We start from the raw sequence: 26,325 nt of genomic DNA, 5'->3' as shown, positions 1-26,325 counted from the left end.
TGCCTCGGAAATGGGACAGGGCTGGCGATCAGGTCACGGCACCGATCTGCCAGGGCACGAATTCGTTCTGCCCGTAGCCGTGCAGCTCACTCTTGCTGCGCTCACCGGAAGCGATGCGCAGCATCTGTTCGAAGATGAACGCGCCGCGCTCCTCGATGCTGGTGGAGCCGTCGGCGATACCGCCGCAATTGACGTCCATGTCTTCTTCCTGGTGCTCGAACACCCGGTTGTTGGTGGCCAGCTTGATCGACGGCGCCGGGGCGCAGCCGTAGGCCGAGCCACGGCCGGTGGTGAAGGCAATCAGGTTGGCACCGCCAGCGACCTGACCGGTGGCCGAAACCGGGTCGTAACCGGGGGTATCCATGAATACCAGGCCCTGGGCGTGCACCGCTTCCGCGTACTGGTACACATCGACCAGGTTGCTGGAGCCAGCCTTGGCCACCGCACCGAGGGACTTCTCGAGGATGGTGGTCAGGCCCCCGGCCTTGTTGCCGGCCGAGGGGTTGTTGTTCAGCTCGGCGTTCATGCGCTGGCAGTAGTCTTCCCACCAGCGGATGCGGGCCACCAGCTTTTCGCCAACCTCGCGGCTGACCGCACGGCGGGTGAGCAGGTGCTCGGCACCGTAGATTTCCGGGGTCTCGGAGAGGATTGCGGTGCCGCCGGCGGCCACCAGACGGTCGACGGCATTGCCCAACGCCGGGTTGGCGGTAATGCCGGAATAGCCATCGGAACCGCCACATTGCAGGCCGACCACCAGGTGCCGTGCACTGACCGGCTGTCGCTGCACCTGGTTGGCCTCGGCCAGCAGCGCCTTGACCTGCTCGATACCGGCGGCGATGGTTTTGCTGGTGCCGCCGATACCCTGGATGGTGAAGGCGCGCAGCTGGGCGCTGGCCTGCAGGCCCTGGGTTTCCAGCAGGCTTTCGATCTGGTTGGTTTCGCAGCCCAGGCCGATGATCAGCACGGCAGCGAAATTGGGGTGTACGGCGTACCCGGCCAGGGTGCGGCGCAACAGGCCCAGGGCTTCACCGCTGGGGTCCACCGCACAGCCGGCGCCGTGGGTCAGCGCCACCACGCCGTCGATGTTCGGGTAATCAGCCAGCACTTCAGGGTGGATGTCGCGGCGAAAATGGTCGGCCACGGCCCGGGCCACGGTCGCCGAGCAGTTCACCGAGGTGAGGATGCCGATGTAGTTGCGGGTGGCGACCCGGCCATCGGTGCGCACGATGCCCTGGAACTGTGCCTCGCGGCCGGGCTGGCTGCGGGTGTCGACACCGAAGGCGTAGTCACGGGCGAAATCGCCCATCTGCACGTTGTGCACATGCACGTGTTCGCCGGCGTCGATGGCCTGAGAGGCAAAACCGATGATCTGCCCGTAACGGCGCAGGGGCTGGCCCTGCTCTACACGCTCGGTAGCGAGCTTGTGGCCCGAGGGGATCGGCTGACGCACGGTAATCGCCTCGGCGTCCAGGCGCATGCCTTGCGGCAGGGCCTGGCGGGCGATGAGCACGTTGTCCAGCGGGTTGAGGCGGATGACGGCAAGGTCACCGGATTTGGCAATCAGTTGCATGGGACCTCTCAGGGCGGTGCGGCTGGCTTCTTGTTATGGCTGCGACCACTGTAAGAAGCCTTGGGCAACATTCCCAATGAGATGATCCGATCGTGCGATAACCTTGGGTTATCAAAAGTAGGTATCAGAGCGCGTTTATCAATCACTTTGAGGGCCATTGGGGCCGCTGCGCAGCCCTTCGCAGGCAAGCCAGCTCCCACACCGACTGCATTGACATCAAGCCATGCGCTGTCCCTGCGGGAGCAACTGTCTTGCTCAAATTCCACAAGCTGGCGCGATCGCTGTGGGAGCGGCCCCATGGGCTTTATCTCTGTTCCTGCTGACGGCGCCGCGCGCCCTCCAGCAAAATCTCGACAAACGCACGGGCCGAAGCGCTCAGCGGCTCGTCCTTGCGGGTAACTACGCCGTACTCCAGCGCCGCCAGGTGCAAGGGGCTGCGCAATTCTTTCAGTTGGCCGCTGGCCAACTGCGCGGCAACCATCGAGCGCGGCAACATGGCGATCATCGGCGCCGCCTGCAGCAATTGCAGGAACATCGGCATGGAGATGGTTTCAACGCTGTCGGCAGGCGTGGCAATGCCGGCAATCCGGAAGGCCTGCTCCAGGCGGTTGCGGATCGGCGTGCCCACCGGCTACAGCACCCACGGCCAGTCGCCCAGCGCTGTCAGCGGCGTGCTTTCCAGCTGGTTGAGCGGGTGCTCGCTGTTGACCACCAGGCTGAACGGTTCCGGCTCAAGGGGCTGAAAGTCGAACAGCTGGCTGAAGCGTTCTTCGGTGAAGCGGCCAATCATGATGTCGAGCTTGTTCTGCTCCAGCATGGTCAACAAGTGATCGCTGGAATGCTCCACCACTTCGATCGACAGCAACGGGCTGCGCGCCTTGATCGCGGCGATGGCCTGCGGCAACACCAGCGCGGTGGCGGCAAAGATCCCGCCAACGCGGATAAAGCCGTGCCCGCCATTGCGCAGGCGGTTTACCTGGTCGACGAACTGTTGCGACTCGGCCAGCGCGCCTTGGGCATAACGCACCACATATTCACCCAGTTCGGTGGGTGGCATGCTCCGCGGCAGGCGCTCGAACAGGGCGAAGCCGAACTGCTCCTCAAGGTCACGCAACATCTTGCTCAGTGCCGGCTGGCTCAGGTTCATGCGCGTGGCGGTGGCGTGCATGTTGCGGGTGCGCGCCAAGGTGTCGATCAGCACCAGGTGCTTGTAGCGGATCCAGTTGCAAAAGCTTGCGTGACTAAGTTGCAGCCCTTTAACCACGGGGGCTGCATCGTTTCGGAAAGTCATCCTTTAGGTCCTATTGGGGCCTGAATGGCTCGATAATGCCAGCTTTATGACAACGCAACTATTCCAGCCCCCGGCGTTCTGCCGACCGATTCCCCTTCCTTTATATAGCTACTCACAGATCGGCGCCTTCCAGCGCCCACAGCCTGGCCGACTCGACGATCTCCAGCATGTCGACCAGGTCGCCATCATCGACCTCTCGCCGCCGGCGCGCGGCATAAGCCATCTCATCGAGCACCGCTGCGCGCCCATCAGGATCAGCCACCAGGGCAACCTGGTCGTTCAGCTCGGACAGCCAGGCCTGCGGAAGCTCAGTTGCCATAATCGCCCACCGCCCTGCACCACCATGACTGGGCGTAAAGGGCACCGTCGATTTCTTCAACCCCGTTGATGTTGAGGCCGAGCTGGGCCATGCCATTGAGCTTGGCGTCATGCAGCCGGGGGATGATGTCGGGTCCAGGTGATGGGTTGAACACCCACGCCTGGGTCGAAACCCGGCCCAGCGGCTCACTGTGATGGTCACCGATGTGGATGTCGGCCCGCAGGGGCTGGACCTTCCGCAGCTGATCGGAAGGGATGGCCACGCCATTCACGCGGCGGCGAACGAGGAGAAAGTACATGCTGCACCAAATACTGTATATCGATACAGTATCGTATCCACCAAGGCAGCACCTGGGCAACTGCCGGTCAGCGGATCAGTGCAGCGGGGGCAGTTCCTTGCCGCGCATCGTGGCAATTACGCGAAGCTGGTAATCGGAGACAGCTTGGAATAGCGACTCAGCCATCAAGCGTAGGCGCTCGACCTCTTCAGGCGGCGCACAACGATCCTGAGCTTGGTGATAGTCACGCACGGCGTCGACAGCTTGCTGAATCAGCGGTTCGCCTGCCTCGACCATCCCAATGAAGGTCCGCTTGTCCATGTCCCACTCCGATGCTCAGATGGGAAAGTATAGTCAGCGACACGCCCGTACCGCCGCCTCAAGCTGCTTCTCATAACCGATTCGCTGCCTGCGCTCAGCCAGCAGCGCCCTCACCTTCACCTCCAAGCTGTCGGACTTGCGCAGGCCGGCAGCCGCCCACGGAGGTACCGCAACCTCCGGCGCGCGGCACGGCACCTGCACGGGCGCCTCAACGCGGACGTATTGGATCTGGGGTTCGACCCTCCCCGCGCAGGCGGCCAGCAGCGCAATGCCTGCGAGCCCCCCCACCGCTCGCAGGTTTCGACAAACACCCCCTGCACATCCTGCACTTTTCCGGAAGACCTGCACCTTTTTGCTGCTCCTGCAGGGCCAGGCCACCACCGCCCCGCTCCCACAGGCAAAGCCACGGATTGCGCGGCTTGCAGTCAGAAATAGGCCCATTCCGCTCCCACAGCGGTGCGAGTTCACCACCAGCGTCATAGGCCAAGCTCCTTATCGATAACCGAGTTGGCGGCCGAGCACTGGTCGCCACCGGTGCGCTCCTGCTGCAAGCGGTTCGCCGCGGCGTAGTCGAGATCGGCGCTGGCCTTGGCTTCGCCCACCGCCTGCTCGGCCCCGGCCTGGCGAGCATTCGCCGCCAGGGTGAGATCGCCCAGGGCCTTGCCCTGTTCCTGAGCCAGGCCTGCTAGGTTGTCGCGCGCCGCGGTGCACGCCGCCACCCGGGCCTGCTCCTCGTCGAGAACCGGCCGGAAGTGGCTGGTGGTGAACCAGGTTCCCGCCACCATGCCGAACAGAATCAGCAGGCCGGCGCCAGCGGCCCGCAGCAACCAAGCATTCACGCCAGCGCCCTCCGCACGCCTTCGTCGATGATCGCCGGGGTGTACGGATTGCCGCCGTTCTCATGGATGATGATGCTGATCACCATTCCGCGTAGCGTGCCCGGGTCCTTGATGTTGATCGGGTCCGTGGTGCGCACGCCTATGCGCTTGGCCACGGCCTCGGCATAGGCCTTGGTGTTGTTCTCGTTGCTCGGCGCCCAGCGGTTGATGGTTTCGAGTACGGTATCGATGCCCTTCCCGCCCACGCCGGGCATGCCGTCCTTGCCTCGGTAGTTGAGCAGCAGCTTGGCCAGGGCGCGGATGCCGTTCTCAGGGGTGTCGAACCGGGCGAAGCGGGGCTTGGCCACGCCCACTTCTAGACCGAGCTGGCCCTGCCAGGCGTTGCGGGGGTTATAGTCGATGTTGCCGGGGTTGTTGTTGCGGATGCCTCGTGGTGCAGACATGGTTTCTCCAGGCGAAAAAAAGCCCGCGCTGGGCGGGCCATGAGAGTCTGTTATGAGAAGAACTTATAGACCTCATCGCTGATAAAGTCTTTAGCTTCGAGTCCTTCGGTGTATCCGTAGTTATGTATTTGCCCGCTTTCCCCCACGTACTCTCTGAACCAATCACGAGCGATCGGCCAACCGTAATAAATCCAGGTCAAAAAGATGACTCTCTCTTGATCACTCATGGAATCCTTGATCATTGTCGCGTATCGATACATCTGCTTTGGCTTCGAAACCACCAAATGATGCATTGCCATCCTGACAGTCAAGGCAAACCGAGAAAAACCTTTAAACTTTATGGCCTCTAAGACATAATTCTTAGCCATAACTTCATAGACAACACTATTCGTAGCCAATTCCGCAAGCACAGCCCTTTCACTTCGAAACTGATTAAACAACCCATTTACATACCCATCATCTTTATTCATTCTCTCAGAACTTTTAAAGATATTATCCAACAACCTATAAAACTCAGAAAGGAAACTTTCCAAAATCTGAGTTTCCTCTTGACTCTTTATGACATTAGTTTGTATGGCGGATGACCTAAGCAGAACAATGAGGGCTACAAAACTTAAAATTGGATTTGTTAAACCACCAATAAAATCTCCTACCTGACCTAGTCCATCAGGTATCTCCAGCGCATTCTCCTTAAAAAATAGAAACATCGCCACAACAAAAATACATATAACACCAGATGAAAATATTACTTTATTCTCCCCATAAAGCCGGATTTCCTTTCCTTTGCCTTTCAAAAAACATGAATACGCAAAGTACACCAACAGCAAAAAGACCAAACCAGACACAATAGCCAGCGCAGAGTAAGACACTTTGAAATATTCCATTTTTAATAAAGAACCCTATCCCGTTAGAAAAATTACCATACCCCATCGCTGAGAGAAATACACCTTTCACCTACTACAATCACCAAGACTGATTCGAAAGAGACCGCAGGCTATACAATTAGCCCGCCCGCACTAAGCGGGCAGGATTATTCGATCTACGCTATCCAGTGGAAATCACTCCCCCAGAATTGCCGATCTAATGTTTTCGAACATCAGCCCGTAGCCATAGTCGTTGGGGTGCAAGCCATCCGCCGTCCATGTCTCGCCCTTGACCTTTGCCATCACGGTTGCCTGGTGGTTGTCGATGAAGGCTAAACCACGCTCGTCTGCCAGCAGCTTGGTAACCGCTGCAACCTCTCGCTGACCGAAACCACGACCACCATTTGGCGCCTCTACCGCAGCCGTAGTTGCGTTGGCCGCCATCAGGATCACGTCCTTGCCTGCGTCCGTGAGCGCCTTCACGATCCTCGCCAGGTAGAAGTAGACGATGAACGATGACTTGCCCACGCGATCGTTCGTCCCGAGCATCACCGTCACAAATTCGCTCTTCCTTGCGATTGCGTTATTCAGAGGCGTTGAACCTGGCAGCCAAGACCCGGTGCCGCTGCCGCTGATGCCGTCGTTCGCGACAATGACCTTTTTCTTGAACCTGAACCCCTCAAGCCTGAACTGGTTAGTCAGCGACTTGTTCGTCAGGGTCATCTGGTACTTGCCGAACGGGAAGGTGATTTCGGCGAGCTTCGAGAAAGACTCGGGCCCGTAGTAGGAAAAGCTTCCAAGAAGCGTTCCATTGCCACGAAGTTCGACAATTGAGCCATCGGGGTCGGCGGTATTAATCGCACAGTACATCACGGTCAAGTTATCGCCGGTCAGCTCGAACGTTACGGGCTGGTTGTAGTTGCCTGTCGCCCCCGCTGAAGTTTTATCGAACGCGTAGTAGTAGCTGGTGTAAGCAGACACGTTATACCGGCTCGCCGGTGTGATCCGCTCACCGTTGTTGGTGATATGGAAGATTGGTCCATCACCTGGAATAAACGGATTTTCAAGCGGGACAAACAGGTCTGTCGAATAGGTTGATACTTGGCCGTCCTGAGTTACCACGCCATCTGCGAAGCTCTCCCCCAACCAGCGGTGAAGAAGATTCGCCCAGGTCTTGCTCGGGGTTTCTGCACCAACCCCAAACGTGATGGAGTCACCGATTAGCCCAATGTAGATCGAGTGCAGCGGATGGTGCAGCGCAGCCTTCAGCCTGATCAGGGCATTCAAGTTTGACTTTTGCTGCCCGATTATCTCATCGACCTTTTCTGTGATCCGAAGAAGATCGCTGTTTGCAACCTGGTTATTCACTGGCTTGCCTACGGCCAGCCAGTCCACTGTCCAGGTGATGCCCTCGGTACCCTTGGTGAGAGACAGCCACACCTGCTCGATAAGCTCACCAGCCCAGGCCGAGCCATCTGGTTTTGTGCCGATGCTCACCTCATAGGTAACCCAATCCGCGCGGTCTACAAGGCTGTATTTCGGATTCGCACTGGCGAGGTAGTAATGACCCGCACCCGAGGAGTCACGGAGGTATACCAGATACGTTCGCTGCGCTGCTCCGCCGGATTTTTTGATTCTGTATTTGAGCGATGAGTTGACGGATGGATCAAACTTCTCACCGGCAGACAGCGTGCGACTGACATAACCGACGCTAGTTGTAGTGCCGTCTGGGGTAAAGACCGTATAGCCTCCGACTGCCGAGACGGTAAACCCTGACAGGCCGGTCCAAAATGAGGTCACCCCACCAAGGGCTTCCACGACCGGAATGAATCCATAAGCGTTGCGCTTTGTCGCGTTGGAGTCGATGACAGCGATTTGGCGCTTGAGTTCGGCGCTGTATACGGCGTCCGACCTGGCCGAACCCACAGCGAGCCAGTCGAGCTGCCAGGCACTGTTGCCGTTCCCAAGGGAAAGTGGAACCAAGATCTGGTCCAAAAGCACGCCGGCCGCCCATGCGGCGCCATCCGGCTTTCTTGATAGATCAACTTCGTAGGTGGTCCATCCGCTGCCATCCACCAGGTTGTTCGGCGTGGCGGAATACGGATAGTAGATCGAGGAGGCCCCCGTACTATCCCTGACCTGGACGACGTACAGCCGACTGAGGTCGCCAGTAGTCCTCCGGATCCTGTAGCGCAGGCGACTGCTTGCTACTGGGTCAATGCGTTCTGAAGAGAGCAGGCTTTTTGAAAAGTAGCCGACAGAGGTAGTTGACCCATTCGGCGTGAACTGGATCTTTCCATCGACTACAGTCCGCACGAACCCCGAGACGTTACCGAAGAAATCGGGGTTCCTGGCATCGTACGAAAGAACTGGAAGTAGACCGAAGCGCGCTTCAACATCGCGTGCGGGCTGCTCTACTAAGCGACTCCATAGCTTTGCTGTGTTGTCCCAAGAATACCAACCGTTCAAGCTTGCATTCGAATCAGCGTCTACGATACCAACAATGGCGTTACGGGTTTGGGCGTCGGCCACCATTTCAGCGTAAGTCGCGTAGCGCTTATTCCCATAGCCTTCGATCAGTAGAGCTGCGGCATTGGCGCTGTTCCTGGCGCTCTCGGCATCATCCCTGGCTTTGTCACTGTCATCCTGAACCTGGATGGCATTCGAGGCTACCTGAGAGGCTAGGAATTTGACTTCGGTCAGGTCCTCCTTAGTAGAGTCGCGGGCCTCTTGGATCTGGCCCAGCATTTGAACTGCGGCGTCGATTTCTGGGCCGGTATGGGCGCTGTTGTAAGCCATGAACTTTTCTCCGAGCACAAAAAAACCGGCTTGCGCCGGTTTGGGTGAATTATGCGAAGTCAGGAAACAGTCAGAATGATGTTACGCTCACTTCCATCTCGAGCATCCACCGAAATATTAGTTACAAGGGACTGTTGAGATATGTTTGCTGAGTAGATAGCCATGGCTGGTGAATTCACCCTAAGTCGCCTAGGGACCTGCGAGCCTCCATTCATGCGAGCAGTCCACGAGCCAGCAAATCCTGGCGTGGTTGCGATGCTTAGAATCAGGTTGTTATTGCTAACGGTTTCAACCGACTCGGATTTGTATGGGGAGTTATGTGCGACAAGGCTAACCCGGATTTCTCATGACCGCATAAACAAAAACGGCTGAAAGCCTTATGATTCTTGTCGCCAAACAAAGCCCCATAAGTCTTCAGCCGCGCACAAAATGCTACCAGAAAAACTCCACTTTTCACCCCTCTCTCGCCGCCTCGTCGAGGCCTCTTTCACCGGTGGTCACATCACCTCGGATGCGGGCTTGTTGCTGCTGCGCGAGGTCGACCAGCAACATGGCTTGACCCGCCGCCTGGCCAAAATCGTTCCCGATCGGCGTGATCCTGGGCGTGTCCAGCACGGACTGCAGACACTGCTCGCCCAGCGTATCTATGCACTGGCCGCCGGCTACGAGGATCTCAACGATCATGACGGCCTGCGCCATGACTACGCGCTGCAGACTGCGGTCAACCGCCTGCAACCGCTGGCCGGCAAATCCACTCTGGGGCGCCTGGAACAGCAAGCCGATCGCGAAACGGTGGTGCAAGCCCATCGCCTGCTGTGGGAGCACTTCATCGCCCAGCATGACCAGGCGCCGGCTGAGATCGTGCTCGACTTCGATGCGACCGATGTGCCGGTGCATGGTGATCAGGAAGGGCGCTTCTTCCATGGCTATTACGACCATTACTGCTTCCTGCCGCTCTATGTGTTCTGTGGTCGCCATCTGCTGGTGAGCTATTTGCGCCCGAGCAACATCGATGGCGCCCGACACAGTTGGGCCATCCTGGCACTGCTGGTCAAGTTCATTCGCCGCTTCTGGCCAGAGACCCGCATCGTGTTCCGCGGTGACGGCGGTTTTTGCCGACATCGCATGCTCGACTGGTGTGACCGCAAGCAGGTGGATTATGTGGTGGGTCTGGCCCGCAACACCCGCCTGCAGCGGATGGCGGCGCCGGCCATGCAAGCTGTCGCCGAGGCCTACCAAGAAACCGGGCAGAAGATGTCCGGCGTGTATCGCTTCCTCTATCAGGCCGGTAGTTGGCGTAGGCGCCGCCTGGTCGTGTCGCGCCTGGAACATGGCGAGCAGGGTGCCAATCCACGCTTCATCGTCGTGTCCCGCTTTGCCGAGGATGCTGCCCAGCAGTACTACGAAGACTACTGCGGCCGTGGCGACATGGAGAATCGGATCAAGGACCAACAGTTGGATCTGTTCGCCGACCGCACCTCCAGCCCACGCTGGTGGACCAACCAGTGGCGGCTGATGCTGTCGGCCTTTGCCTATGTGCTGTTCGAACGGCTACGCGATCATCTCCAGGGCACCGCATTGGCGCGCATGAGCATCCATAACCTGCGCTTGAAACTGCTCAAGATCGGTGCGGTGATCATTCGCAACAGCCGGCGCATCCGCGTGCTGATCAGCGAGGCCTATCCGCATCAGGAACTCTTTGCGGGGCTGGTTGCCCGCCTCAAGCCGACCTGAACAGGCGGGCGCCCCCGGCCCGGCTCAATGGGGGAAAGGGGGCAGTGCGCCCCATACGCGGGAATTGAATAAAAAACGATCAATTTTTAGCGGTGGAAGGCAGGTTGTTGATACACCGAGGCTTCACCGGCCACGCCTGCCGGCCTCATGAGAAATCCGGGCTAACCGAGGACCACCCTGAGGATCTGAATGCAGCCAGCGTAGCGTACACCGCATTGGCCGCAGCCTTCCTGTAGGACGGCCTTTCAGTGAAGCTGGTCAGCCTTGTAACGCAGACGTAATCCTGGTCTCCACTCGTTAAGCGCTGCCAGCCGCCAGAGATCATCTCCGTCTTGATCGACTCATTGCCCGGGGAAATAACCGCAACTAGCAAATCACCCACCTGTGCCCCGGCAGGGATCTGCAGGACGGCGATAGCTGATGATGTAGTGAGCAGCTCTGTTGAGTCTATGTACTCCCACATTGAAAGCGAGTTGGATGACTTTCCGAGAAGCATTGCAGCCTCAATCATGAGCTCGCCCCCACCTTCCCAACCCAGCCATCTCCTACCCAAATCAACACGACCACCGTCCATAGTGGCCCCAACAGCGGCAATCGCCCGGCGTCCCACTTGATACTGGATGGCCAAGTAATCGTTGCAGCTCCTGTGATATTGATGATGGCAGTCATTGCCCGGGTTGCGAGCGGCGCATTGCTGATGGAAAGGGTGCGCGGCGTGCTGGCATCGACTTGAAACACCTGGGCCGAGGCCATGTTTAGGGTTGTCGTGGAAGTAGAGATGTCCAGGTCGTAGCGCTTCAGGCTAGACGAGTACTCGACACCCGTTCCATCCTGCTTGGCCACCAGTGGTAGGCCTCCCTTGCCAGTAAGCGCGGGAAGCCCAGCGCTATCCTGTGCAGCCGCAGCCGCGGCCTGAGCGGAGTCGCGATAGACCTTGCTCGTGTCAGCGCTACTTTTGGCATTCCCGGCCTGGGTGGCGGCTGATTCTGCAGACAGCCGAGCCGACTGAGCACTGCTAGCTGCATTGTCAGCCTGCACCTTTCCGTTTTCTGTCGCTTTAGAGGCGCTAGCCTCGGCATCCGAGGCGCACCGCTCAGCAAAGTCAGCAACAGCATTCGCCTGAGCCCCGAAGGCCGGCAGCGCACCTAGAAATTCATCCGCCATAGCGGAGAATGTGCCAGCAGCATTCTGACGGTTAGGAGCAGCCGGCAGTTGAGTAATAGTAGGAGCAGCCATCAGACAAGACCCTCCACAGAAATAGAGCAATCGGAGACTGCGACGTTACTTATCACCAGACTGAACTCCCGGTAGTAGCCGTAAATGATGGTGGTGTCGTGTGTTTCGGCGCCTATCCAGACGATCGGCTTGGCCCGGTACTTGGCCAGCGTGCGCTGCACGAAGCTAAGCCTTGGGGTTGGCACCGAGACGTCGAACTCCGCCCGCTTGGAGTAGCCACGCTCAATGACCTCTGGATTCCCGAACTCGTCCCGGTCCTTCCGGCTGTAGTCGGTGATTCCCACGGAAGTGCCGAAGAGCGCCACCCCGAGAACGGCCATTTTGCCGATGATCAATTCCGAAACTTTGGCGATACCGCCGGGCTTCGACACAGTAATCTCGATTGATCCATAGCTGCCGGCCGGGATGTCCAGAACCACGAAATCCTCGACGACCTGCACTTCGCTGAAAAAGTAGGAATACCAGTCGTGCACATCGTCGTTTGAGACCGGCGAAAGACTGCTCTCGTAGACAATGCCCAGGTACGGGTCAACCGCGCGGACCGAAACGCTGGCCGCGTCAACCCCGAAGAATGCCAGCGCATCGACAGGCCGCCCGGGCACGATCTTGAGGACGATCGAGTCCGGGTTTGTCGTTGCTACCCCAGTCTTTCCGTCGAACATCCTCCATGGATTGGTCGCTCCCAGATCCAGCCACTTGGTTTTATCGGTTGTCGCAGCGGTGTTGCTCTCTGCCTGCGACTCATAGATGTGGTTCTGGTAGATCACCTTTGCGCCAAGCGCGTAGGTGCCAGCCACCCACACCGGGTAGTTGTCCACGGGCACATTGGTTACCAGGCTGGCCACTTGGAACTGCTGACCAACCTGGACAATGAACGGATCTGAATCAGGCTCCACCAGCAGAGGTCCCATGACGGCGAGCTCGGCGTGGTCAGGCGTGATCTCGATGGGCTCGATGATTCTCACGCGAACAGTTCCTCTTCGAGTTTTCTTGGCAGGAGATCCGTGTTTTTCGCGGCCTTAAAGGTGTTTTTGGCAATGGCAAACAGCGCTGCCTTCATCTCCTCGCGCAAGGCGCGAATCTCGCTCGCCGCGCCGCCGCCCGACCCCATCAGCATGTCTGCCGTCTTCTGGGCATTGAAGATCCGGCTGCGCCCGGTGAGCTCAAGCTCAGGCCCGCGCTCCCCGACGAGACGAATTCCACCGCCGAAATCACCGCCGCTAGCAAACCCAGGAACTCGGATCGTTTTCTCACCGTTCGCCCTGGCCTCACGAGTGATGCTTTCGACCAGGTTCTGATAGCTCACTAGCCCGCCACTCAAGGCGCCAGCCCAATCTGCCAGGCCCTTGGCCTCAGCATCACGACCGAGAACGGACCGATAGACCGCCTTCACGATGGCTTCGTTGTTCTCGTACGTGTTGACTGCTGCCGCGCCAGGATTCTGCAGAGACAGCGTTGCCAAGATCGAATCACTCATTGTCAATACGGCGTCTGCAACGCTCTTAACTGAGTTGTCGACGCCATTGATAGCATCGATCTGCCCTTGAGCCAGTGCCAGTTGATCATCCAGCGCGCTGATCTGGGAATCGTATAGCTTCTTCGTAGTCTCGAGCTGGCTCTCCAATGCCTTTACAGTCTTTTCAGCATTGCTCAGTTGTTTGCCATTGATCGCCTCTAGCTCGCCGAGCAGATTGGTCGCCCGCCCCTGGTCACGCAGATACTCCTCAAGCGAGGCGTATCGATCCGTGTTGTTGCTGCTGATCGTGCTGATGGCATCGCTGAGCCCGTCGATACCGGAGATTGATCCGCCCTTGCGGGCGACGGTCAGGGCATATTCCAGCGTTGCCTGCGCCTGGCTGCGCAGCATTTTGACGGCATCGTCGGAGGTGCCTCGCAACGACTTCAGCGCCCCCTCAAGCGTGCTGCTGACGCCATTAAGATCAGTTACTGATCGCTGAGCAGTGGACAGCATGTCGTTCAGAGATTCCGTTCTGGCCGTGTAGGCCTTGGAAATCGCATCACGCTGAGCCGCTACAGCGCGTTGTACGCCAGCCATCGCACCGCTTACCGCATCACTGAGAGCGGTCGCGAACGCGGCTTTAGCCGCAGCTGCGCTCGCCTCGAGAATGTCGTACATCTGATCAGCGGCGCCGGAGAGGTTTAGGTATGCCGCGATTGCATTGCGCCCTGACTCCGTAGACTTGTCCAGGCTCTCTATCAAGCCTCGATAGCCCTCACGCGTCTCTGGCAGGGCCAGATTGAGCTTGGCGAATTGCTCGCGAACGTCGGAGAGAATGTTCCCCGCCTTCTCCGTGTCGGTGTAGAACGCATCGTAGTAGGTGGCTGCCGATGCAGTGAGCACGTCAAGCCCGCCAGCCGCTGCTGCCAGCTGTTCGGCCAGCTTGCCGCCTGCAATCGAGGTTTCATAAAGCCCGATGTTGAGGTGCTTGATGGCGCCATTCACCGCGTACAGATTGTTCACGAACGCAGTGAGCTGCTCTACGGTTACGCCGCTGATACCAGAACCCGTGGCATCAGATATGGCATTCAGCGCCTTCTGTGCAACATCGCCAAAGAACGTATCCAGCTCCTTCTGGATCTCTTCAGTGGTCTTGTCCTTGGTGCTGATTTTCACATCGGAAATATCAAGGCCGTCGAGAACGCCGTCATTCAGGGAAACGTTCAGCTGCTCGAAAAGGGACTCAACTCCGCCAATCGTGGCGTCGTAAGTGTTATCGAGCACCTCTTGTGTCTCCGGATCAAGCGCGGAGTATCGAGTCCGCTTCTTGTTCTTGCCGAAAAGCCCGCCCTTCTTCTTCTGGTACTCGAACTGCCGCCCGATGAACTCGCCATCAGTGACGCCAAGCGAAAGGCCTACGTCTTTGGTCTGCCAGCTACCACCGAACAGCGATCCGCCGAGGTAGCTGCCCAATGCAGCCCCAATGGCAGTGCCGATCCCCGGCAGCACCGACCCGAGCGTGCCGCCGATATAGGTACCGGCTGCGGTGCCTGCAGCGGCGCCCGCCAACGAACCACCCCAGCCCCCGAGCCCGCCCGTCACCGCGCCTTTTAACCCAGACTGGCCGTAGCCGTATATCGCGCCACCAATGCCAGCCATCGCCTGCGTCAAGCCGCTAACCTGATAAGCTGCAGCCTGCTGTGCACCGACCCAGTTCTGGAATGCCGGGCTGGTATAGCCAGCTATGGTCGAGCCACTGCCAGCTGCTGCCCCGCTACTGAACAGCCCGCTCAGGCCATTGCTTATGTAGTTGTAGCCGCCACTGATTGCACCCTGCATCCCCCCTAAGAAGCCCTGACCAGCATTCCAGCCAGCCGTCACCGCGCTGCCAAATCCGGACGTAGCAGCGCTATATGCGCCGCTTCCAGCATTCCATAGGCTCGACAGGCTCATGCCGCCACCGCCGCCTCCAGACAATACGGAGCCGGCCAGGCCGGCAGCAGATGATCCGCCAAGACCAAGGGCACTGAGCAATGGAATGGTGACATATGCCCTGGCAGCCATACGCGCCAGATCCGCAATGATCGAATCAGCCAGGTCTTTGAACGAAAGCTTTCCAGACCTGGCCGCCTCTGCGATCGCATCTTCGATGCCATGGAAGGTGTTGGAGAACAGATCGTAGGTCTGACCAGAGATGTCAGAGGCCTCATCTAGGTAGTCGTACCATGCGTCATTTGCCCCTACGGCCCAATCCGACTGGGCCGCATCAAGGCGCTTGTAGTAGTCCTCCTGCATGGAAAGGCGCTGACCAAGCGCATCCTTTACCGCCTTGGTCTCCTTTTCGTACAGGTCGGTCTGTTCAGCGGTAGGATTGACGATGCGCTGGTAGTCGCGCTGCAGCTTGGCAAGCTGCTTCTGGTAGTCCTGGCGGATCTTCAGGTCTTCTCGAATCCGAGCCTGAAGTTTGCTGCCGGAGCCAAGGCCGGCTATCTGCGAGTCCAGGCCCTGCTGCTCGGTTTCGAGAGAGTCATTCAGCTGATCCTGGAACGACAGCAGCTTGGCGGCGTTCTCCAGTCGCTGCTGGTCCAGCTTGTTCGCCTGCTCGAGCGCCGCGTTCTGCTTCTGCTGCGCCAGGTTCAGGTCGGCCATGGCCAGCACCTGCTTCTGCGCTGCCGTCAGCGTCTTCTTCTCCTTGAGCTGGGCGATCTCGGTTTCGAGTTCGATCAGCTTTTTGGCTTCCACGCCAAGCGTACGCGCCCCCTTCCCCTGGTCATCAATGGCCGATTTCTGCTGCATCAGGACCGCGTAACGTTGGCGGGCGTCGTCGAGCATCTTTTGCCCGGCGTTTTCTTGGTAGGCCTTATTCGCCTCGCGGGTTGCCGCCGCCGCCGCCTTGTTGGCCTTCTTCTGCGCCTCAGCGGCGTAAGCATTAGATAGGATCGCAGCCTTGTCGGCCTCGGTCAGCTCTGTGTGCTCAGAAATGTAGCGGTTAGCCTCCTTGACCGCATCACTGTTGTCCTGCAGCTTGGCGAGAGCCTTCTGCTGGGAGTCGGTGTAGCTTTTTGCTGCCGCGGAAAGTCCTGCGGCTGCCGCCTCGCCTTTCGGGGCCTGCGCACTGAGGTCAGCAGAGCTTTTCTGCAAGATCTTGATGGCCGCTTGTGCCTTGCCAATATTGCTGTTCAGGCCGGCGATCTCGGCATCCAGCTCCTGCTTGTTGTAGAACTTGAAGTTGAAAAATACGGTGTCTGACGGGTCGCTCTTATTAAGCTTCGAGCGGACCTGATCCAGGTCGCGAAGCCTTGCCAGAGATGTGCTTATCTCGTTATTGAAGCCCTCAACGGTCTTTTTATCTGCCGTGAAGAAGTCCATGAACTCGCCAGATCGATAGCGATCCATGGCTTCGGAAATCCCGAGAATACCGGCCGCCAGCCTGCTGCTGGCCCCGGTAGCCTCATCCAGCTTCCCGATGGTCGTTGTAAGTGAATTGGTGAAGGCAGTCATCGCCTGGCTGACTGTGACCTGCATGCTTGCTGCGAGTTTGTCGACGGCGTCCTTCTGATTTTCAATGGCCTTGATGACCTTTTCAGAAGTAAGCTGACCCTCGGCACCCATGGCGCGAAGCTGTCCAACCGTGACGCCCAAACCGCGCGCAATGGTCTGCGCAAGCGCCGGGGTCTGCTCAAGGATCGAATTCAGTTCTTCGCCGCGCAGCACACCAGACGCGAGCGCCTGACCGAACTGGACCAGCGCAGCATCAGCCGAGGCAGCTGAAGCCCCACTCATGGCTACAGACTTTGCTACGGTTTCAGTCACCTTGGCCACATCGGCGAAGCTCAACCCCAGCGCCCTGCCGTTTTGGGCAATACGCTGGTAAATGGTCGACGTGGACTCCAGCGACTGGCGCGAGGCCTGCGCCACCCGAAGCACATCATTCTGCGCTTGTGCCAACTGTGCCGTGCCGTCAGTCACCAATCGCAGGCGGTTGGTAAGGTCGGCGTACTGCTGTGCGGCAGCGGCGATCTTTTGCACGCTGAACGCAGCCGCCAGCGGACCTGCCAGCCCAATCAGCACTCCAGATAGCGACTTTACCTGACGCTCCATCGCCGCGACATTGAGGGACGAGCCTTTTGCGCTTTCGCCCGCCTTGCCCATGGCGTCACCCGCCCGATCCATGGCTGGCTTAATGCTGAGTCCGGCGTCTTCCAGCGCATTTAGCGCTTTCTTTACATCCGAGGCCTTCTGCTCTGCATTTCGGCTATCGATCTCAATCGACAGGCGGGACGTTTGGTTCATCGCCTTTTCTCCGGGCACAAAAAAGCCCGCGCTAGGCGGGCTTCTATTTAATTTCAGCTCAGTCGGGAACCGGTTGTAGATCAGATGAGCAGTGTTTGCATTTTATGGCTTCGCGCTGCACCACCTCGGCGCAATAAGGGCACTTTCGATACCTTGAGGATGATCCATATTTCCTAGCGATCTCTATGCTCTTGGCGTCGTCAACGCCAATAGGATTAACCAGCCAAATTGCTATAAGCGCGAAAATCGAGAACAGAAAGCCCAGAGCAAACCACGCGCCAGCGCTGCGCCCTTTTTGTTTCGCGAAATAAGCCGTAACTGCAGCTACAGCAAGCCAGACAATCAACATCTCCATGGCAATCCTCCAACATGATGGCAGCAATCTACCACCATCAGCAGGAAGCGCCAAAGTTGTTCTATTGGCGGGCTTCGTGCTGGCCCGAGCCGAGACTCTGCAGATCTGCCGCTAGCAGCTTGGCCTCCCGAATGAATGTTTCAGCATCGCTGACAGGAACGTCCTCATCGAGATCATAGTCGGCCATGCTTCTCATGCGCTTTTTATCTCGAAGCCGCCTTGCAATTTTCTTGAGTGCCTTGCCCTGGGACTCAAACCTCCAGAAAAGACGCTCATGAGCACCCGCATCACGCTTCTCGCATTCTGGCAGCCCTAAACTCGCGGCAGCCTCAATAGCGCGGTGGAATATGGAATAGTAACTGCGACTGATGGCCGAGCGGCTGTCTATCTCGGATTTTTGGCTTACCAGGCGGACGGCCTGATCGTGAAATTCATCAGGCGATACCGACATAGTACGCTTCCTCGCGATCAGGCTTGTCGTCTACGGTCCATGGCGTTACGCGAATCGAAAGCTCCCGGTCAAGAGGGCCATCATGATTATCTATAAGGGCGTCAAGAACCTTATCATTCAGCTCAACTACTTCATCGATTGAGGCTCGAACCAGAAAGCGGTAGAGAATGCCCTCGCCTTCCATTGCGAAAACTTTGAATCCCAGGATGGGATGAGTGATGCTTTCTCTGATTACTCGGCAAGCTGTATCAAGCCGCTTAGTGAGCTCGAGGTCTGATACGCCAATGGACTCAAGGACTCGTGCTGCAGCCTGAACGTGCTTGAACTCTGACTTGTTTGGAGTGGTGGCGATCAAAGCTTTCTCCATAATCCCAAGGTTCACCTGTATAGACGCTAGCAGCGACTTCGATTCTGGCTTGATCTGAGCGGTGAAGTTCTGTCCTTCCACAAACTCCCTGGCTCTCAACATTTGCCCATTCAGAATCGAAATGTGCGCGGCAGAAAAAACCTTCGCGATCGGATCAAGACCCCAGGCCTCGGACAAATCTAGGTTCTCCATCGACTCCTGATATCTGCCTTGGAGCCCGAGGAGATAGGCCAATTCGTGGTGCATGACCAGTCTGACCTTGCCAGGAGTATTATTCGATCCAAGCGACACTCTGGCTTTTCGTTTGATCCGCTCAATGGAAAATTCGTCGACGATGTAGGTCTTATAGAGATCTTCTTCGACCAATATACGCGCCTCAGCGACTTCCTGAGCGATCGTTTTTTTGACTGGGCCCGCCATGGCATTCTCACTAGCTCGATATGCCACGACTGTAGCACGTAGCCAGCATGTCTTTGAGCTGGACAGTTATCCAGTCAGCGCCAAAACCACTAGAAGCTGAGCAAGCCCGCGGCAACTGCGGCCGCCGCCGCTTTGATCGTATCGAACGACAGATCCAGTCCTTTCTCCCGAAGCAAGCCAACGGTCTTGTTCCAAACCGTCTGCGATCGGATTTGGTCGAGGAACTCATGCCCTGCCCAAGTCATCTCTTGCGCGAAGCATTGGCGAGGCTCGCTGAGAGGGCTTGAGCAAACGGCTCTAACCAACCCGGCCTCCTTCATCAGGAATATGTGATACGAGACCAGGACGGCGTCGTGCCCGGCAATGCTGGAGCCCTCTACGGCCTGGCCGTGCCCCTCCAGCCCTTCAACAGCTATCAGAATCTTCCTGACCAGCTCCCAATCTCTCTTCATGCTGCCCTCGGTATATTTGGATGATGACATTCTACGACTGGCAGCTAGGAAGAGCCAAAGCCCCGCGTGGGCAGGGCTCGGCTCCTGCCTGGGTTTGGCGCCATACTCCTCCTGGCCATCGACCTGCTGACCATCCATCCATCGTGGATGCAAAGCCAGTGGCAGGCTCTGGCGGCGGCGTAGTAGCGTTATGCCTTTTGCTAGGGAGAGACCAAGTGTCAGCCATCATTATTGATCTGAGCGATCCCGATCAGGCCCTGATCGCAACTGACACCCTTGTCGTCAATATGGCAGGCCAAGCAGTCGGAACCACATCGAAGGCATTTTGCATCCCGCACTTGAACCTTGTTGTGGCCGGGACGGGGGTAGCCGGAATACTTTCTGCCTGGCTTGGATGTATCAATGAGGAATTGAGTCCCCTCGGCATTGAGGGGCTCAACGCTGAAGCCCCACATCGCCTCAAGCGTATCTTTGAGTCTGAACTTGCAAGGTGGGGTGCCAGCGCTGATCTCCAGACCACAACTATTTTCCACGTCGGATTCTCCGAATGTGATGACTTGCTAAAGGGCTACCAGCTCCACTCCGGAGCCGGGTTCGTTGCTGAACAACTGCCGGACGCAATCATTCGCAAACCCAGATCTGGCCCCTATCCTGACGGCATGGAACCGATCTCCCGAGCGATAACGCTTATGCTGCAGCAGCGAAAGCTACAAGATGAAATCAGCCATGAAGACGGGCGACTATATATCGGCGGTCAGATTGTGGGCATTCAGCTTATGCGGAACTTCTCCGCATCAATGAAGCTGTATGATTTTGATGGCTAGCCCTCGTCCTTCTCGCTCATGACCAATTCATCCAGCGCAAACATCACCTCATCAACCTCGTGCCTTGGCATGGGCGCAGGGTGAGCTTCCAGCCAGTCGCTGATCTCCCGAGCCGACAACCGGAGCGGATGCGCACCAGTCATCGTGGACAGGTATCGTCGGCCACGACAGACGTTACGGAAGGTACTGAGCAGGTAAGCCGTGATCGGATCGCGATCCGGCTCTATCGGGACAGGTAGCTTCAGTCGCCGGTAGGTTTCTGCGCGCTTTTCCGGGTTCTCGCCGCCGAACTCCCGCTCCCACCCGAAGCGGTCGACGGCTTTCCCACGATCTCGTCGAGCTCCTGTTTGCTCTCTGCTGAGAATTCGGCGGCGCCCCTGAGCACGAACAGGAAGAATTCGACATCGCCCTCGAGCATCTGCGCCCCTACATCTGGCGAGTACTTCAGAGGGTTTCCGTTCTCGTCCTGAGCGCCACTCCAGTCCTTGAGGATGAAGTGAGCCAGAAGCATGCACTGGGTGCTGTGCTCGGTCTTCTCACCACTCACCACGCCTACGTCACCCTGCTCGAACTGTTCGTCGTTCTTACGCAGGCGGCGACGAGCACGCTCCAAGGCGACCTGGTATTCGGGATTGTCGAGGCCGGCGACCTCGACCTTGGTGTCTTTGTCGTAGTCGAGCCACTTGGTTGCGCCTACAGCTTCCGGTTTCTTGCTCAGCTTCAGGGCCATTTTTGAATTCCTTACGCCACGCCAATAAAAAGGCCGCCCCGGCCGGCGTTGAAACCGGGGCGACCAAAAGTGATGTAGGTTATGCGGTGACCGTGATCGCCGAGGTAGCGGTCTTGGTTGGGTCCGATACGCTGGTGGCGGTGATGACTGCCGACCCAGCGGCTACTCCAGTGACCAGGCCGGACGAGTTGACTGTGGCAATCGACGGAGCCGAGCTGCTCCACGTTACGTTCTGGGCGGCGCCAGATGGCAGCGCAGACGCGGTCAGTTGGCGGGTTGCTGCCACGACAATTGACGCAGTAGTCGGAGTCACCGCAACACTGTTGACCGGAACGACTGGCACGCGAGTGATGGTTGGGGCCTGCTTAGCGACGGTGTAGTTCAGCGTGACTTCGATCAGGTCGCGCTTCCCGCCATTCGGCAGGTCGCCGTCGACCTCCACAGCCGGGAAGCTCAGAACGTACTGGTTGCCAAGCGAGTCGGTAATCGGGAATTGCACAGCCACCGGTTTTCGAGTGAACGAATTTTTCCAGATCGACCAAGCTCGCTGCGACCATGCCAGGGTGATGCTTCCGGTGATCGCGGCCTCGGTGGCGATGTGCGCGCCAGGGCCGAGACGGTTGGTTCCAAGGCAGCGCTGCGTTTGCAGGGTGTTGTCGAGGTTGATCGACAGTGCCGAGACGCAGGCCTGGCCTTCCAGCGATTGTCCGTCCACCAGCAGGGTGCCGACGTTGGCGTTCGACATGAACGGCGTGGTGGTCGGCGGGTTGATGGTGCCTACGGTGCTGGCGTCGCCGTCAGCGTAGTCCAGGCCCATCAGGTTGAAGGTTGCGGTGATCTTTCCGTCGGACGGGATATCCAGGCCGAAGGTCGAGACGTGCATGCCCTTGAACAGGGTAAATACGCTCACGTCATCGAAGTTCTTGGCGAGAGTGAAGGTCCGGCGAGTGCTGCCAACCGTCAGCACGTTGCCAGCCCAAGTGCCGTAGAAGGCCGCCTCCAGCAGCTTATCGAAGGTCCCGTAGGACAATTCGGCAGACAGGTCGCCCTGGATGTCGACACTGGTTGCAACCGATCCCTGACTGATACGTTGGTCGGTGATCTCGTCACTTGCCTGGGTGTTGACGGTGGGCGACAGGGTGTTTCCAGTGAGGCGCAGCGTATCCCATGCGCCGGTTGTTGGGGTTACGCCCGGAGTGACTTCCGGGATCAAGTACGTTGTTTGCCGGGCGCCAGAACTCATTTGAGTCTCCTATCTGCGGGCATTAAAAAACCCGCTCGCGGCGGGCAGGTTCAGTGGGGTCTTGCATTCAGCCGGCGCGGAACCGGGTATTCACGTTGATCTGGTAGAAGCCCTCGAATTCTCCTGCATCGACTTGACTGGTCTCGATGCACTCAAGATCTCCTGTGCTCCAGTAGGCGAAGTGCGCCTCCAGCGCGTCTGCAAGCTCATTCAAGCCCTTGATGCCGGCCTGCAGTCGCGCAAAGCACTGCACGGTGATGATTCCGGGCTTACGGGTATGCGGGCGGTCCGCCATGCCTGCCATGAAGGCCGTAGCGTGGCCGATATGCAGCCGGCACCAGAGGCCGGTTGCGGGCGGCTTGAACGCGCCAGAGGTGTCTTGGCTTGTTGAAGGAATCTGAGCGTTCGGATAAAGAATTCTCGCCTGCTCGATACCGGTGAACGACACCATTCGGGCCACTACAGCCTGCCGAATCTGCTCGTAAGTCATGACGAATACGCCTCTGCCACGCCGGTGAAGGCCAAGCCGAATACGCCATCCGGAGCCTGCTTGGAGTGGCCGTTCTCGAGACGCTCTGCATATGGGAGGTTGTTCTGGATGAACACCTGCGTGAACGGCTCAAGTCCACTCATGACGGACAAGCCTCGCTGGATCGTCTCGTTTCCGTTCTTGTCTACGCTGTTGATGGATGTGTAGACCGGCGCCCCGACGCTCACGATGTTGTTGCCCCGGAACCGACCAGTATCGACCGGCGACCGCAGTACGATTTCGTTGAGCATTGCTAGAGCGATAACCCGGACGCGCTGGGTGAGCTCCTCCTCAACCACGCCCGCGAACAGGCTCGGCGGTGTGCTCCACCCTCTTCCGTTGGCCATGGCTACTTCCTCAGCTGGACTTCGTAGTGCGCCTTTGCTGGATCAGGCGCCGGGCTGACCACGCGATATACAGCAGGCTGCCCTGTCATCAGGTCCGTGACCGTTATCTGGTGCCCGACGGCCGGCCTGTCGGTGACTTCGTTGGCCAGGCAGATCAGCAGTACGTCGCCCACCAGGATGTTCAGGCCGTCGATGCGCCGGCTGTCGTAGCTGTCGAGCACGCCGCGCCCGGTGTAGGTCACTGGCTGCGCCGTGGTGGTCTCGTTTACCGGGTCCCAGACGCCGGGCCCCATGTAGGTACCGGCGAACGTCGATACCGCGTCGGCCAGGTCTTCGTCGAAGGCCTCGGCCAGGTCTGCCTGGATGTCGTCGCGGAGCCCCATGGCTATCCCCTCTTCACAGCAAAGGCGAACGGATTGCTGCGCCATGGCGTAAGCAGCGCCAGGGCCAGCTGTACGCAGGCTGGCTGGGCTACAGTGCTGGTCTTGTCGATCGAGCCGAAGGTCTTGCTGGTCGATACCGATCCGGCCTTGACCGTCTTCGCCTCGAGCGAGCCCTCGGTCTGCTGCTGGTAAAGCTTTCCTTGGGAAGCGCACTTGGCCAGCCGCGCGCCTGCCTGTTTCACATCGTCAGGGATGTTGTCCATGTCGATGCCGACCAGGTTGAGCGCAGTGAGGTAGGCATTCGCCTCGAAGACCGCCTCGTCCTTCAGCTCTGGAGCTGCCCAGTCAGGCCCAAGGATGGCGTCTACGTCGGCCACAGTGATGTAGGTAGCCATCCGGCCTCCGCTTGAATGATTGGGGCCTCAGCCCCGGGATTACTGCTTGTCGAGGTCAGCGACCTGCTTCTGCAGAGCTTCTTTCGAGGCATTGGAGCGGTAGGAGACGTTCGCGGCGTCGAGCTTGGCTTTCAGGGCCTCGACCTCGGGGTCAGCGTTTGCTGGCTTGAGGGATTCGATTTGCTTGAGCAGTTCGGCATTCTGCTTCAGCAGGTCTGCCTTCTCCTGCTCCAGGCCGGAAACCTTCTGAGCTTCGCCGTCGCGCTCACGCTGCAGGCTGACGATGCCAGCATTGACCGCATCCAGCACCTGGAAGAGCCGGCCAGCGGTCTCGCCAAGTTCCCCCTCAGGACGCTCCAGGCTCCGCGATGCGAAGGACTCGACGATCACGCCTACCATGGCCAGCTCGGCGACCAGACGCTCAAAAGCCGCAGAGTCCGGGCCTACAACCACAGCAGCACGCTTCAGCGCCTCAACCACGGTAACCTCGACACCTACCGCTTCATAGGCCTCCACTACCTTCGGCCAGTCGCCAATCACGACAACTTCCTCGACGCCATCTTCGGCGTGCTGGAAGTGCAGCGGATTGCGGTAGCGCTTGCCCGGGTCGAAGCCGCTCCGTTGGGTTGTATAAATCAGTTCCATCGAATGCCTCCAGGGCAGGCCCTAAGGGCCCGCCTTTGCAGTGAGCCGATTACGGCGCGGACAGGTCGATCAGGACGCCAGCGGTAGCCTTGTTGCTGGTGGCGTACTTGTTCCAGTTGGCAGCAGCGCCAACCGCGGCCAGGTTCGGGTTGACCCCACCAGTCGAGTCCTTCCAGCTGTAACCCATGACGTCCAGGTTGAAAGTGCCCTCAGCACGGAAGCCGATCGCCAAGTTCTCCTGGTTGTCGATGTTGTACGAGCGGAAGCCCGGTGCCTGGGACTCGGTGACCTTCACGGCACCGGACTGCAGGCCGAAGATGGTTTCTGCTGGCATCGAGTCGGCCACCAGCACTGGCTTACCCATCGTGCCCGGCTGGCCGCCGTAGATGACGACCCCCGCTTCTTCGTAGATCTTTTCGGTGATCGCCTGATCGACCATGTCGAAGTAGGTGGCCGAGTCCATGGTCCACAGGGCGATACGGCCGAATCGGTCGCCGAACTTGCGCATGCCCTTGGTGAGCGCCTTCTTGCCGTCGGTCGCGAAGCTGGCAGCAGCTACCATGTCGGCATTGGAGCCAATGGACGCCATCAAGGCGGCCATGGCGTACTGCACGTAACCTTCCAGCACCGCGTCGGCATAGTCCTGGCCGAGCAGCTCGGAGAACTCCTCCGGAGAGCGGGCACGGCGCTTGAACGCCTCCTCGGTGGTCTCGTACGGGCCGTACTTGAACGGCACTTTCACGCCAACCATCTCAGCAGCGCCGATCTTTTTGCCAGTCACTGTCGAGCTGGAGTTCACATCACGGTGTTCCATGGCGCCGCCGATCTTGTAGAACGAGCGTTTACGCAGGTCGCCTTCGATCAGTTCGTTGTCGAAGATGATGGCGCCATTCGACGATGCGTTGAACACGTCGATGACATCCTGGATACGCTCCAGGTAGGCGGTTTGGGCCAGATCGTTGTAGATGATCAGGTCCGAGTTAACGGTGGTCGCCATGGGCTACTCCCTATTTTGGCAATTTGAGGAAAGCGTCCTGCCCATGCGCCTGGATGTACTCGCGCTTGGCCACGGGGGACATTTCGGATCGTTTCAGGCCGGCCCCGCCGCCTTTTTGGTGTCCGCCGGCCCCGCCGCCAGATGCCTTGCTGCCAGCGATCAGCGGGCCAAAGGCCGGATCGTTGGTGAATTCTGCTTTCAGCTCGTCCAGCGTTGCCGCCGAGAGCTTGCCGGCGGCGTCCAGCACGACAACGGTGGGTTTACCGTCGCGCTGCTCGACGCTCAGTCGGCGTTCGATATGGGGAAGCAATGCCTTGGCGCTGCCAGGAACGGCCAGGGCGGTCGCGATCTCGGTAGCGGTGCGGCCCACGGTCAGATCCCGGATCTGGCCTTGCAGGGTGGCGCGCTCGCTTTCGAGGGTGCCGGTCAGCTCAGCTTCGCGGCGGTTGTACTTTTCGGACCAGGACTTTTCGAGCTCCTCGACGTTGCCAGACTTGCGGGCGGCCTCCTCAGCCTCGGCGCGCGCCTTTTCTTCGGCCTCGCGGCGGGCTTTCTCGGCGGCCTTCTTCTCGCCCAGGAGCTCCTCCACCTTGGCCTTCAGGCCGGTGACGTCTTCCTGCTGCGGAAGGCCATCGATGCCCAGGACAAACTTGCCGTCCTTCTCGACGTACAGGGCTGCTACCGATTCTTCGACGCCTTCGAGGCTGTCCAGTTGGAATTTCAAGGTCATTGCTGTCTCCCAG

At 58.7% G+C, this 26,325-nt stretch carries 28 protein-coding genes and 2 pseudogenes; 2 read left to right on the top strand and 28 right to left on the bottom strand.

Annotated features, from left to right (window positions below):
- Positions 1 to 28: 28 nt before the first annotated feature.
- From KDB76_RS13320 to KDB76_RS13280, 10 genes and pseudogenes are all read right to left on the bottom strand, one after another.
- Entirely contained in the window at positions 29 to 1,570 is a 1,542-nt protein-coding gene (locus tag KDB76_RS13320; RefSeq protein WP_013972439.1) for an altronate dehydratase family protein, read from the bottom strand.
- Positions 1,571 to 1,874: 304 nt separating this feature from the next.
- A pseudogene (locus tag KDB76_RS13315) lies at positions 1,875 to 2,861 on the bottom strand (LysR family transcriptional regulator).
- Positions 2,862 to 2,991: 130 nt separating this feature from the next.
- A pseudogene (locus KDB76_RS13310) lies at positions 2,992 to 3,180 on the bottom strand (hypothetical protein); the annotation flags it as partial.
- Positions 3,170 to 3,478, bottom strand: a complete 309-nt coding sequence (locus KDB76_RS13305; protein ID WP_038409570.1) for a hypothetical protein — start codon at positions 3,476 to 3,478, stop codon at positions 3,170 to 3,172. The pseudogene KDB76_RS13310 and the gene KDB76_RS13305, both read right to left, overlap by 11 nt.
- 75 nt (positions 3,479 to 3,553) lie before the next feature.
- Positions 3,554 to 3,778: a hypothetical protein gene (locus KDB76_RS13300; protein WP_038409568.1), complete on the bottom strand. Its 225-nt coding sequence runs from the start codon at positions 3,776 to 3,778 to the stop codon at positions 3,554 to 3,556.
- A 33-nt stretch (positions 3,779 to 3,811) separates the two neighbouring features.
- Positions 3,812 to 4,075 (bottom strand): hypothetical protein, encoded by a 264-nt coding sequence (locus KDB76_RS29795; RefSeq protein WP_049870852.1) that lies wholly within the window; start codon positions 4,073 to 4,075, stop codon positions 3,812 to 3,814.
- 179 nt (positions 4,076 to 4,254) lie between these two features.
- The gene (locus KDB76_RS13295; protein ID WP_038409566.1) at positions 4,255 to 4,617 is read right to left on the bottom strand and encodes a hypothetical protein; all 363 of its coding nucleotides are present in this window, start codon (positions 4,615 to 4,617) and stop codon (positions 4,255 to 4,257) included.
- Entirely contained in the window at positions 4,614 to 5,060 is a 447-nt protein-coding gene (locus KDB76_RS13290; RefSeq protein WP_038409564.1) for a structural protein P5, read from the bottom strand. Before KDB76_RS13290 ends, KDB76_RS13295 begins: the two co-directional genes overlap by 4 nt.
- A gap of 50 nt (positions 5,061 to 5,110) precedes the next feature.
- The gene (locus KDB76_RS13285; RefSeq protein ID WP_038409563.1) at positions 5,111 to 5,944 is read right to left on the bottom strand and encodes a hypothetical protein; all 834 of its coding nucleotides are present in this window, start codon (positions 5,942 to 5,944) and stop codon (positions 5,111 to 5,113) included.
- A gap of 174 nt (positions 5,945 to 6,118) precedes the next feature.
- Complete coding sequence (locus tag KDB76_RS13280; protein ID WP_038409561.1) at positions 6,119 to 8,722, bottom strand: SGNH/GDSL hydrolase family protein; 2,604 nt, start codon at positions 8,720 to 8,722, stop codon at positions 6,119 to 6,121.
- Positions 8,723 to 9,151: 429 nt separating this feature from the next.
- Between KDB76_RS13280 and KDB76_RS13275 the strand changes: the two genes are divergently transcribed.
- Positions 9,152 to 10,456 (top strand): IS1380-like element ISPa33 family transposase, encoded by a 1,305-nt coding sequence (locus KDB76_RS13275; RefSeq protein ID WP_038409882.1) that lies wholly within the window; start codon positions 9,152 to 9,154, stop codon positions 10,454 to 10,456.
- A gap of 145 nt (positions 10,457 to 10,601) precedes the next feature.
- Here the strand turns inward: KDB76_RS13275 and KDB76_RS13270 are convergent, their stop codons facing one another.
- The 8 genes from KDB76_RS13270 to KDB76_RS13235 form a co-directional block, all read right to left on the bottom strand.
- On the bottom strand, positions 10,602 to 10,967 hold the full coding sequence (locus tag KDB76_RS13270; protein WP_212632273.1) for a hypothetical protein: 366 nt from the start codon (positions 10,965 to 10,967) through the stop codon (positions 10,602 to 10,604).
- Positions 10,964 to 11,692: a hypothetical protein gene (locus tag KDB76_RS13265; RefSeq protein ID WP_049870820.1), complete on the bottom strand. Its 729-nt coding sequence runs from the start codon at positions 11,690 to 11,692 to the stop codon at positions 10,964 to 10,966. The genes KDB76_RS13270 and KDB76_RS13265 overlap by 4 nt, the downstream gene beginning before the upstream one ends.
- Positions 11,692 to 12,657, bottom strand: coding sequence for a hypothetical protein (locus KDB76_RS13260; protein WP_038409558.1), 966 nt, complete (start codon positions 12,655 to 12,657; stop codon positions 11,692 to 11,694). Before KDB76_RS13260 ends, KDB76_RS13265 begins: the two co-directional genes overlap by 1 nt.
- Entirely contained in the window at positions 12,654 to 17,444 is a 4,791-nt protein-coding gene (locus KDB76_RS13255) for a phage tail tape measure protein (protein ID WP_049870819.1), read from the bottom strand. Before KDB76_RS13255 ends, KDB76_RS13260 begins: the two co-directional genes overlap by 4 nt.
- A 58-nt stretch (positions 17,445 to 17,502) precedes the next feature.
- Complete coding sequence (locus KDB76_RS13250; protein WP_038409556.1) at positions 17,503 to 17,799, bottom strand: hypothetical protein; 297 nt, start codon at positions 17,797 to 17,799, stop codon at positions 17,503 to 17,505.
- Positions 17,800 to 17,860: 61 nt separating this feature from the next.
- Positions 17,861 to 18,250: a hypothetical protein gene (locus tag KDB76_RS13245; protein WP_038409554.1), complete on the bottom strand. Its 390-nt coding sequence runs from the start codon at positions 18,248 to 18,250 to the stop codon at positions 17,861 to 17,863.
- Positions 18,234 to 19,037, bottom strand: a complete 804-nt coding sequence (locus tag KDB76_RS13240; RefSeq protein ID WP_038409549.1) for a hypothetical protein — start codon at positions 19,035 to 19,037, stop codon at positions 18,234 to 18,236. The genes KDB76_RS13245 and KDB76_RS13240 overlap by 17 nt, the downstream gene beginning before the upstream one ends.
- Positions 19,038 to 19,126: 89 nt before the next feature.
- Positions 19,127 to 19,489: a DUF2513 domain-containing protein gene (locus tag KDB76_RS13235; protein WP_038410427.1), complete on the bottom strand. Its 363-nt coding sequence runs from the start codon at positions 19,487 to 19,489 to the stop codon at positions 19,127 to 19,129.
- Positions 19,490 to 19,704: 215 nt separating this feature from the next.
- On the opposite strand from KDB76_RS13235, the gene KDB76_RS13230 reads away from it, so the two are divergent.
- Positions 19,705 to 20,313, top strand: a complete 609-nt coding sequence (locus KDB76_RS13230; protein WP_038409547.1) for a hypothetical protein — start codon at positions 19,705 to 19,707, stop codon at positions 20,311 to 20,313.
- Here KDB76_RS13230 and KDB76_RS29790 read toward each other — a convergent pair.
- The 10 genes from KDB76_RS29790 to KDB76_RS13185 form a co-directional block, all read right to left on the bottom strand.
- On the bottom strand, positions 20,310 to 20,558 hold the full coding sequence (locus tag KDB76_RS29790; protein ID WP_049870851.1) for a hypothetical protein: 249 nt from the start codon (positions 20,556 to 20,558) through the stop codon (positions 20,310 to 20,312). The two genes, KDB76_RS13230 and KDB76_RS29790, sit on opposite strands and share 4 nt — an antisense overlap.
- On the bottom strand, positions 20,555 to 21,043 hold the full coding sequence (locus tag KDB76_RS13225) for a hypothetical protein (RefSeq protein ID WP_038409545.1): 489 nt from the start codon (positions 21,041 to 21,043) through the stop codon (positions 20,555 to 20,557). The genes KDB76_RS29790 and KDB76_RS13225 overlap by 4 nt, the downstream gene beginning before the upstream one ends.
- Positions 21,044 to 21,122: 79 nt before the next feature.
- Positions 21,123 to 22,286 carry a phage tail tube protein gene (locus KDB76_RS13220; RefSeq protein ID WP_038409542.1) on the bottom strand — a complete coding sequence of 388 codons (1,164 nt, stop codon included), beginning with the start codon at positions 22,284 to 22,286 and terminating at the stop codon, positions 21,123 to 21,125.
- A gap of 67 nt (positions 22,287 to 22,353) precedes the next feature.
- Positions 22,354 to 22,776, bottom strand: coding sequence for a phage tail terminator-like protein (locus KDB76_RS13215; protein ID WP_038409540.1), 423 nt, complete (start codon positions 22,774 to 22,776; stop codon positions 22,354 to 22,356).
- On the bottom strand, positions 22,773 to 23,162 hold the full coding sequence (locus KDB76_RS13210) for a hypothetical protein (protein ID WP_038409537.1): 390 nt from the start codon (positions 23,160 to 23,162) through the stop codon (positions 22,773 to 22,775). The genes KDB76_RS13215 and KDB76_RS13210 overlap by 4 nt, the downstream gene beginning before the upstream one ends.
- 2 nt (positions 23,163 to 23,164) lie before the next feature.
- Entirely contained in the window at positions 23,165 to 23,545 is a 381-nt protein-coding gene (locus KDB76_RS13205) for a hypothetical protein (protein WP_038409534.1), read from the bottom strand.
- A gap of 2 nt (positions 23,546 to 23,547) precedes the next feature.
- A complete protein-coding gene (locus KDB76_RS13200) occupies positions 23,548 to 23,940 on the bottom strand; it encodes a hypothetical protein (RefSeq protein ID WP_038409532.1) in 393 nt (130 codons plus the stop codon).
- Between the two features lie 39 nt (positions 23,941 to 23,979).
- Positions 23,980 to 24,585 carry a hypothetical protein gene (locus KDB76_RS13195; RefSeq protein WP_038409530.1) on the bottom strand — a complete coding sequence of 202 codons (606 nt, stop codon included), beginning with the start codon at positions 24,583 to 24,585 and terminating at the stop codon, positions 23,980 to 23,982.
- A gap of 49 nt (positions 24,586 to 24,634) precedes the next feature.
- Complete coding sequence (locus KDB76_RS13190; RefSeq protein ID WP_038409528.1) at positions 24,635 to 25,582, bottom strand: major capsid protein; 948 nt, start codon at positions 25,580 to 25,582, stop codon at positions 24,635 to 24,637.
- A gap of 10 nt (positions 25,583 to 25,592) precedes the next feature.
- The gene (locus KDB76_RS13185; RefSeq protein WP_038409527.1) at positions 25,593 to 26,312 is read right to left on the bottom strand and encodes a hypothetical protein; all 720 of its coding nucleotides are present in this window, start codon (positions 26,310 to 26,312) and stop codon (positions 25,593 to 25,595) included.
- Between the last annotated feature and the right edge of the window lie 13 nt (positions 26,313 to 26,325).

This window comes from Pseudomonas sp. JS425 (genome assembly GCF_018223845.1).
In the GTDB taxonomy this organism is placed as follows: Bacteria; Pseudomonadota; Gammaproteobacteria; order Pseudomonadales; family Pseudomonadaceae; genus Aquipseudomonas; species Aquipseudomonas asiatica.
Note: the sequence above shows the minus strand (reverse complement) of the source record. Positions and strands in the feature narration are given on the sequence as shown.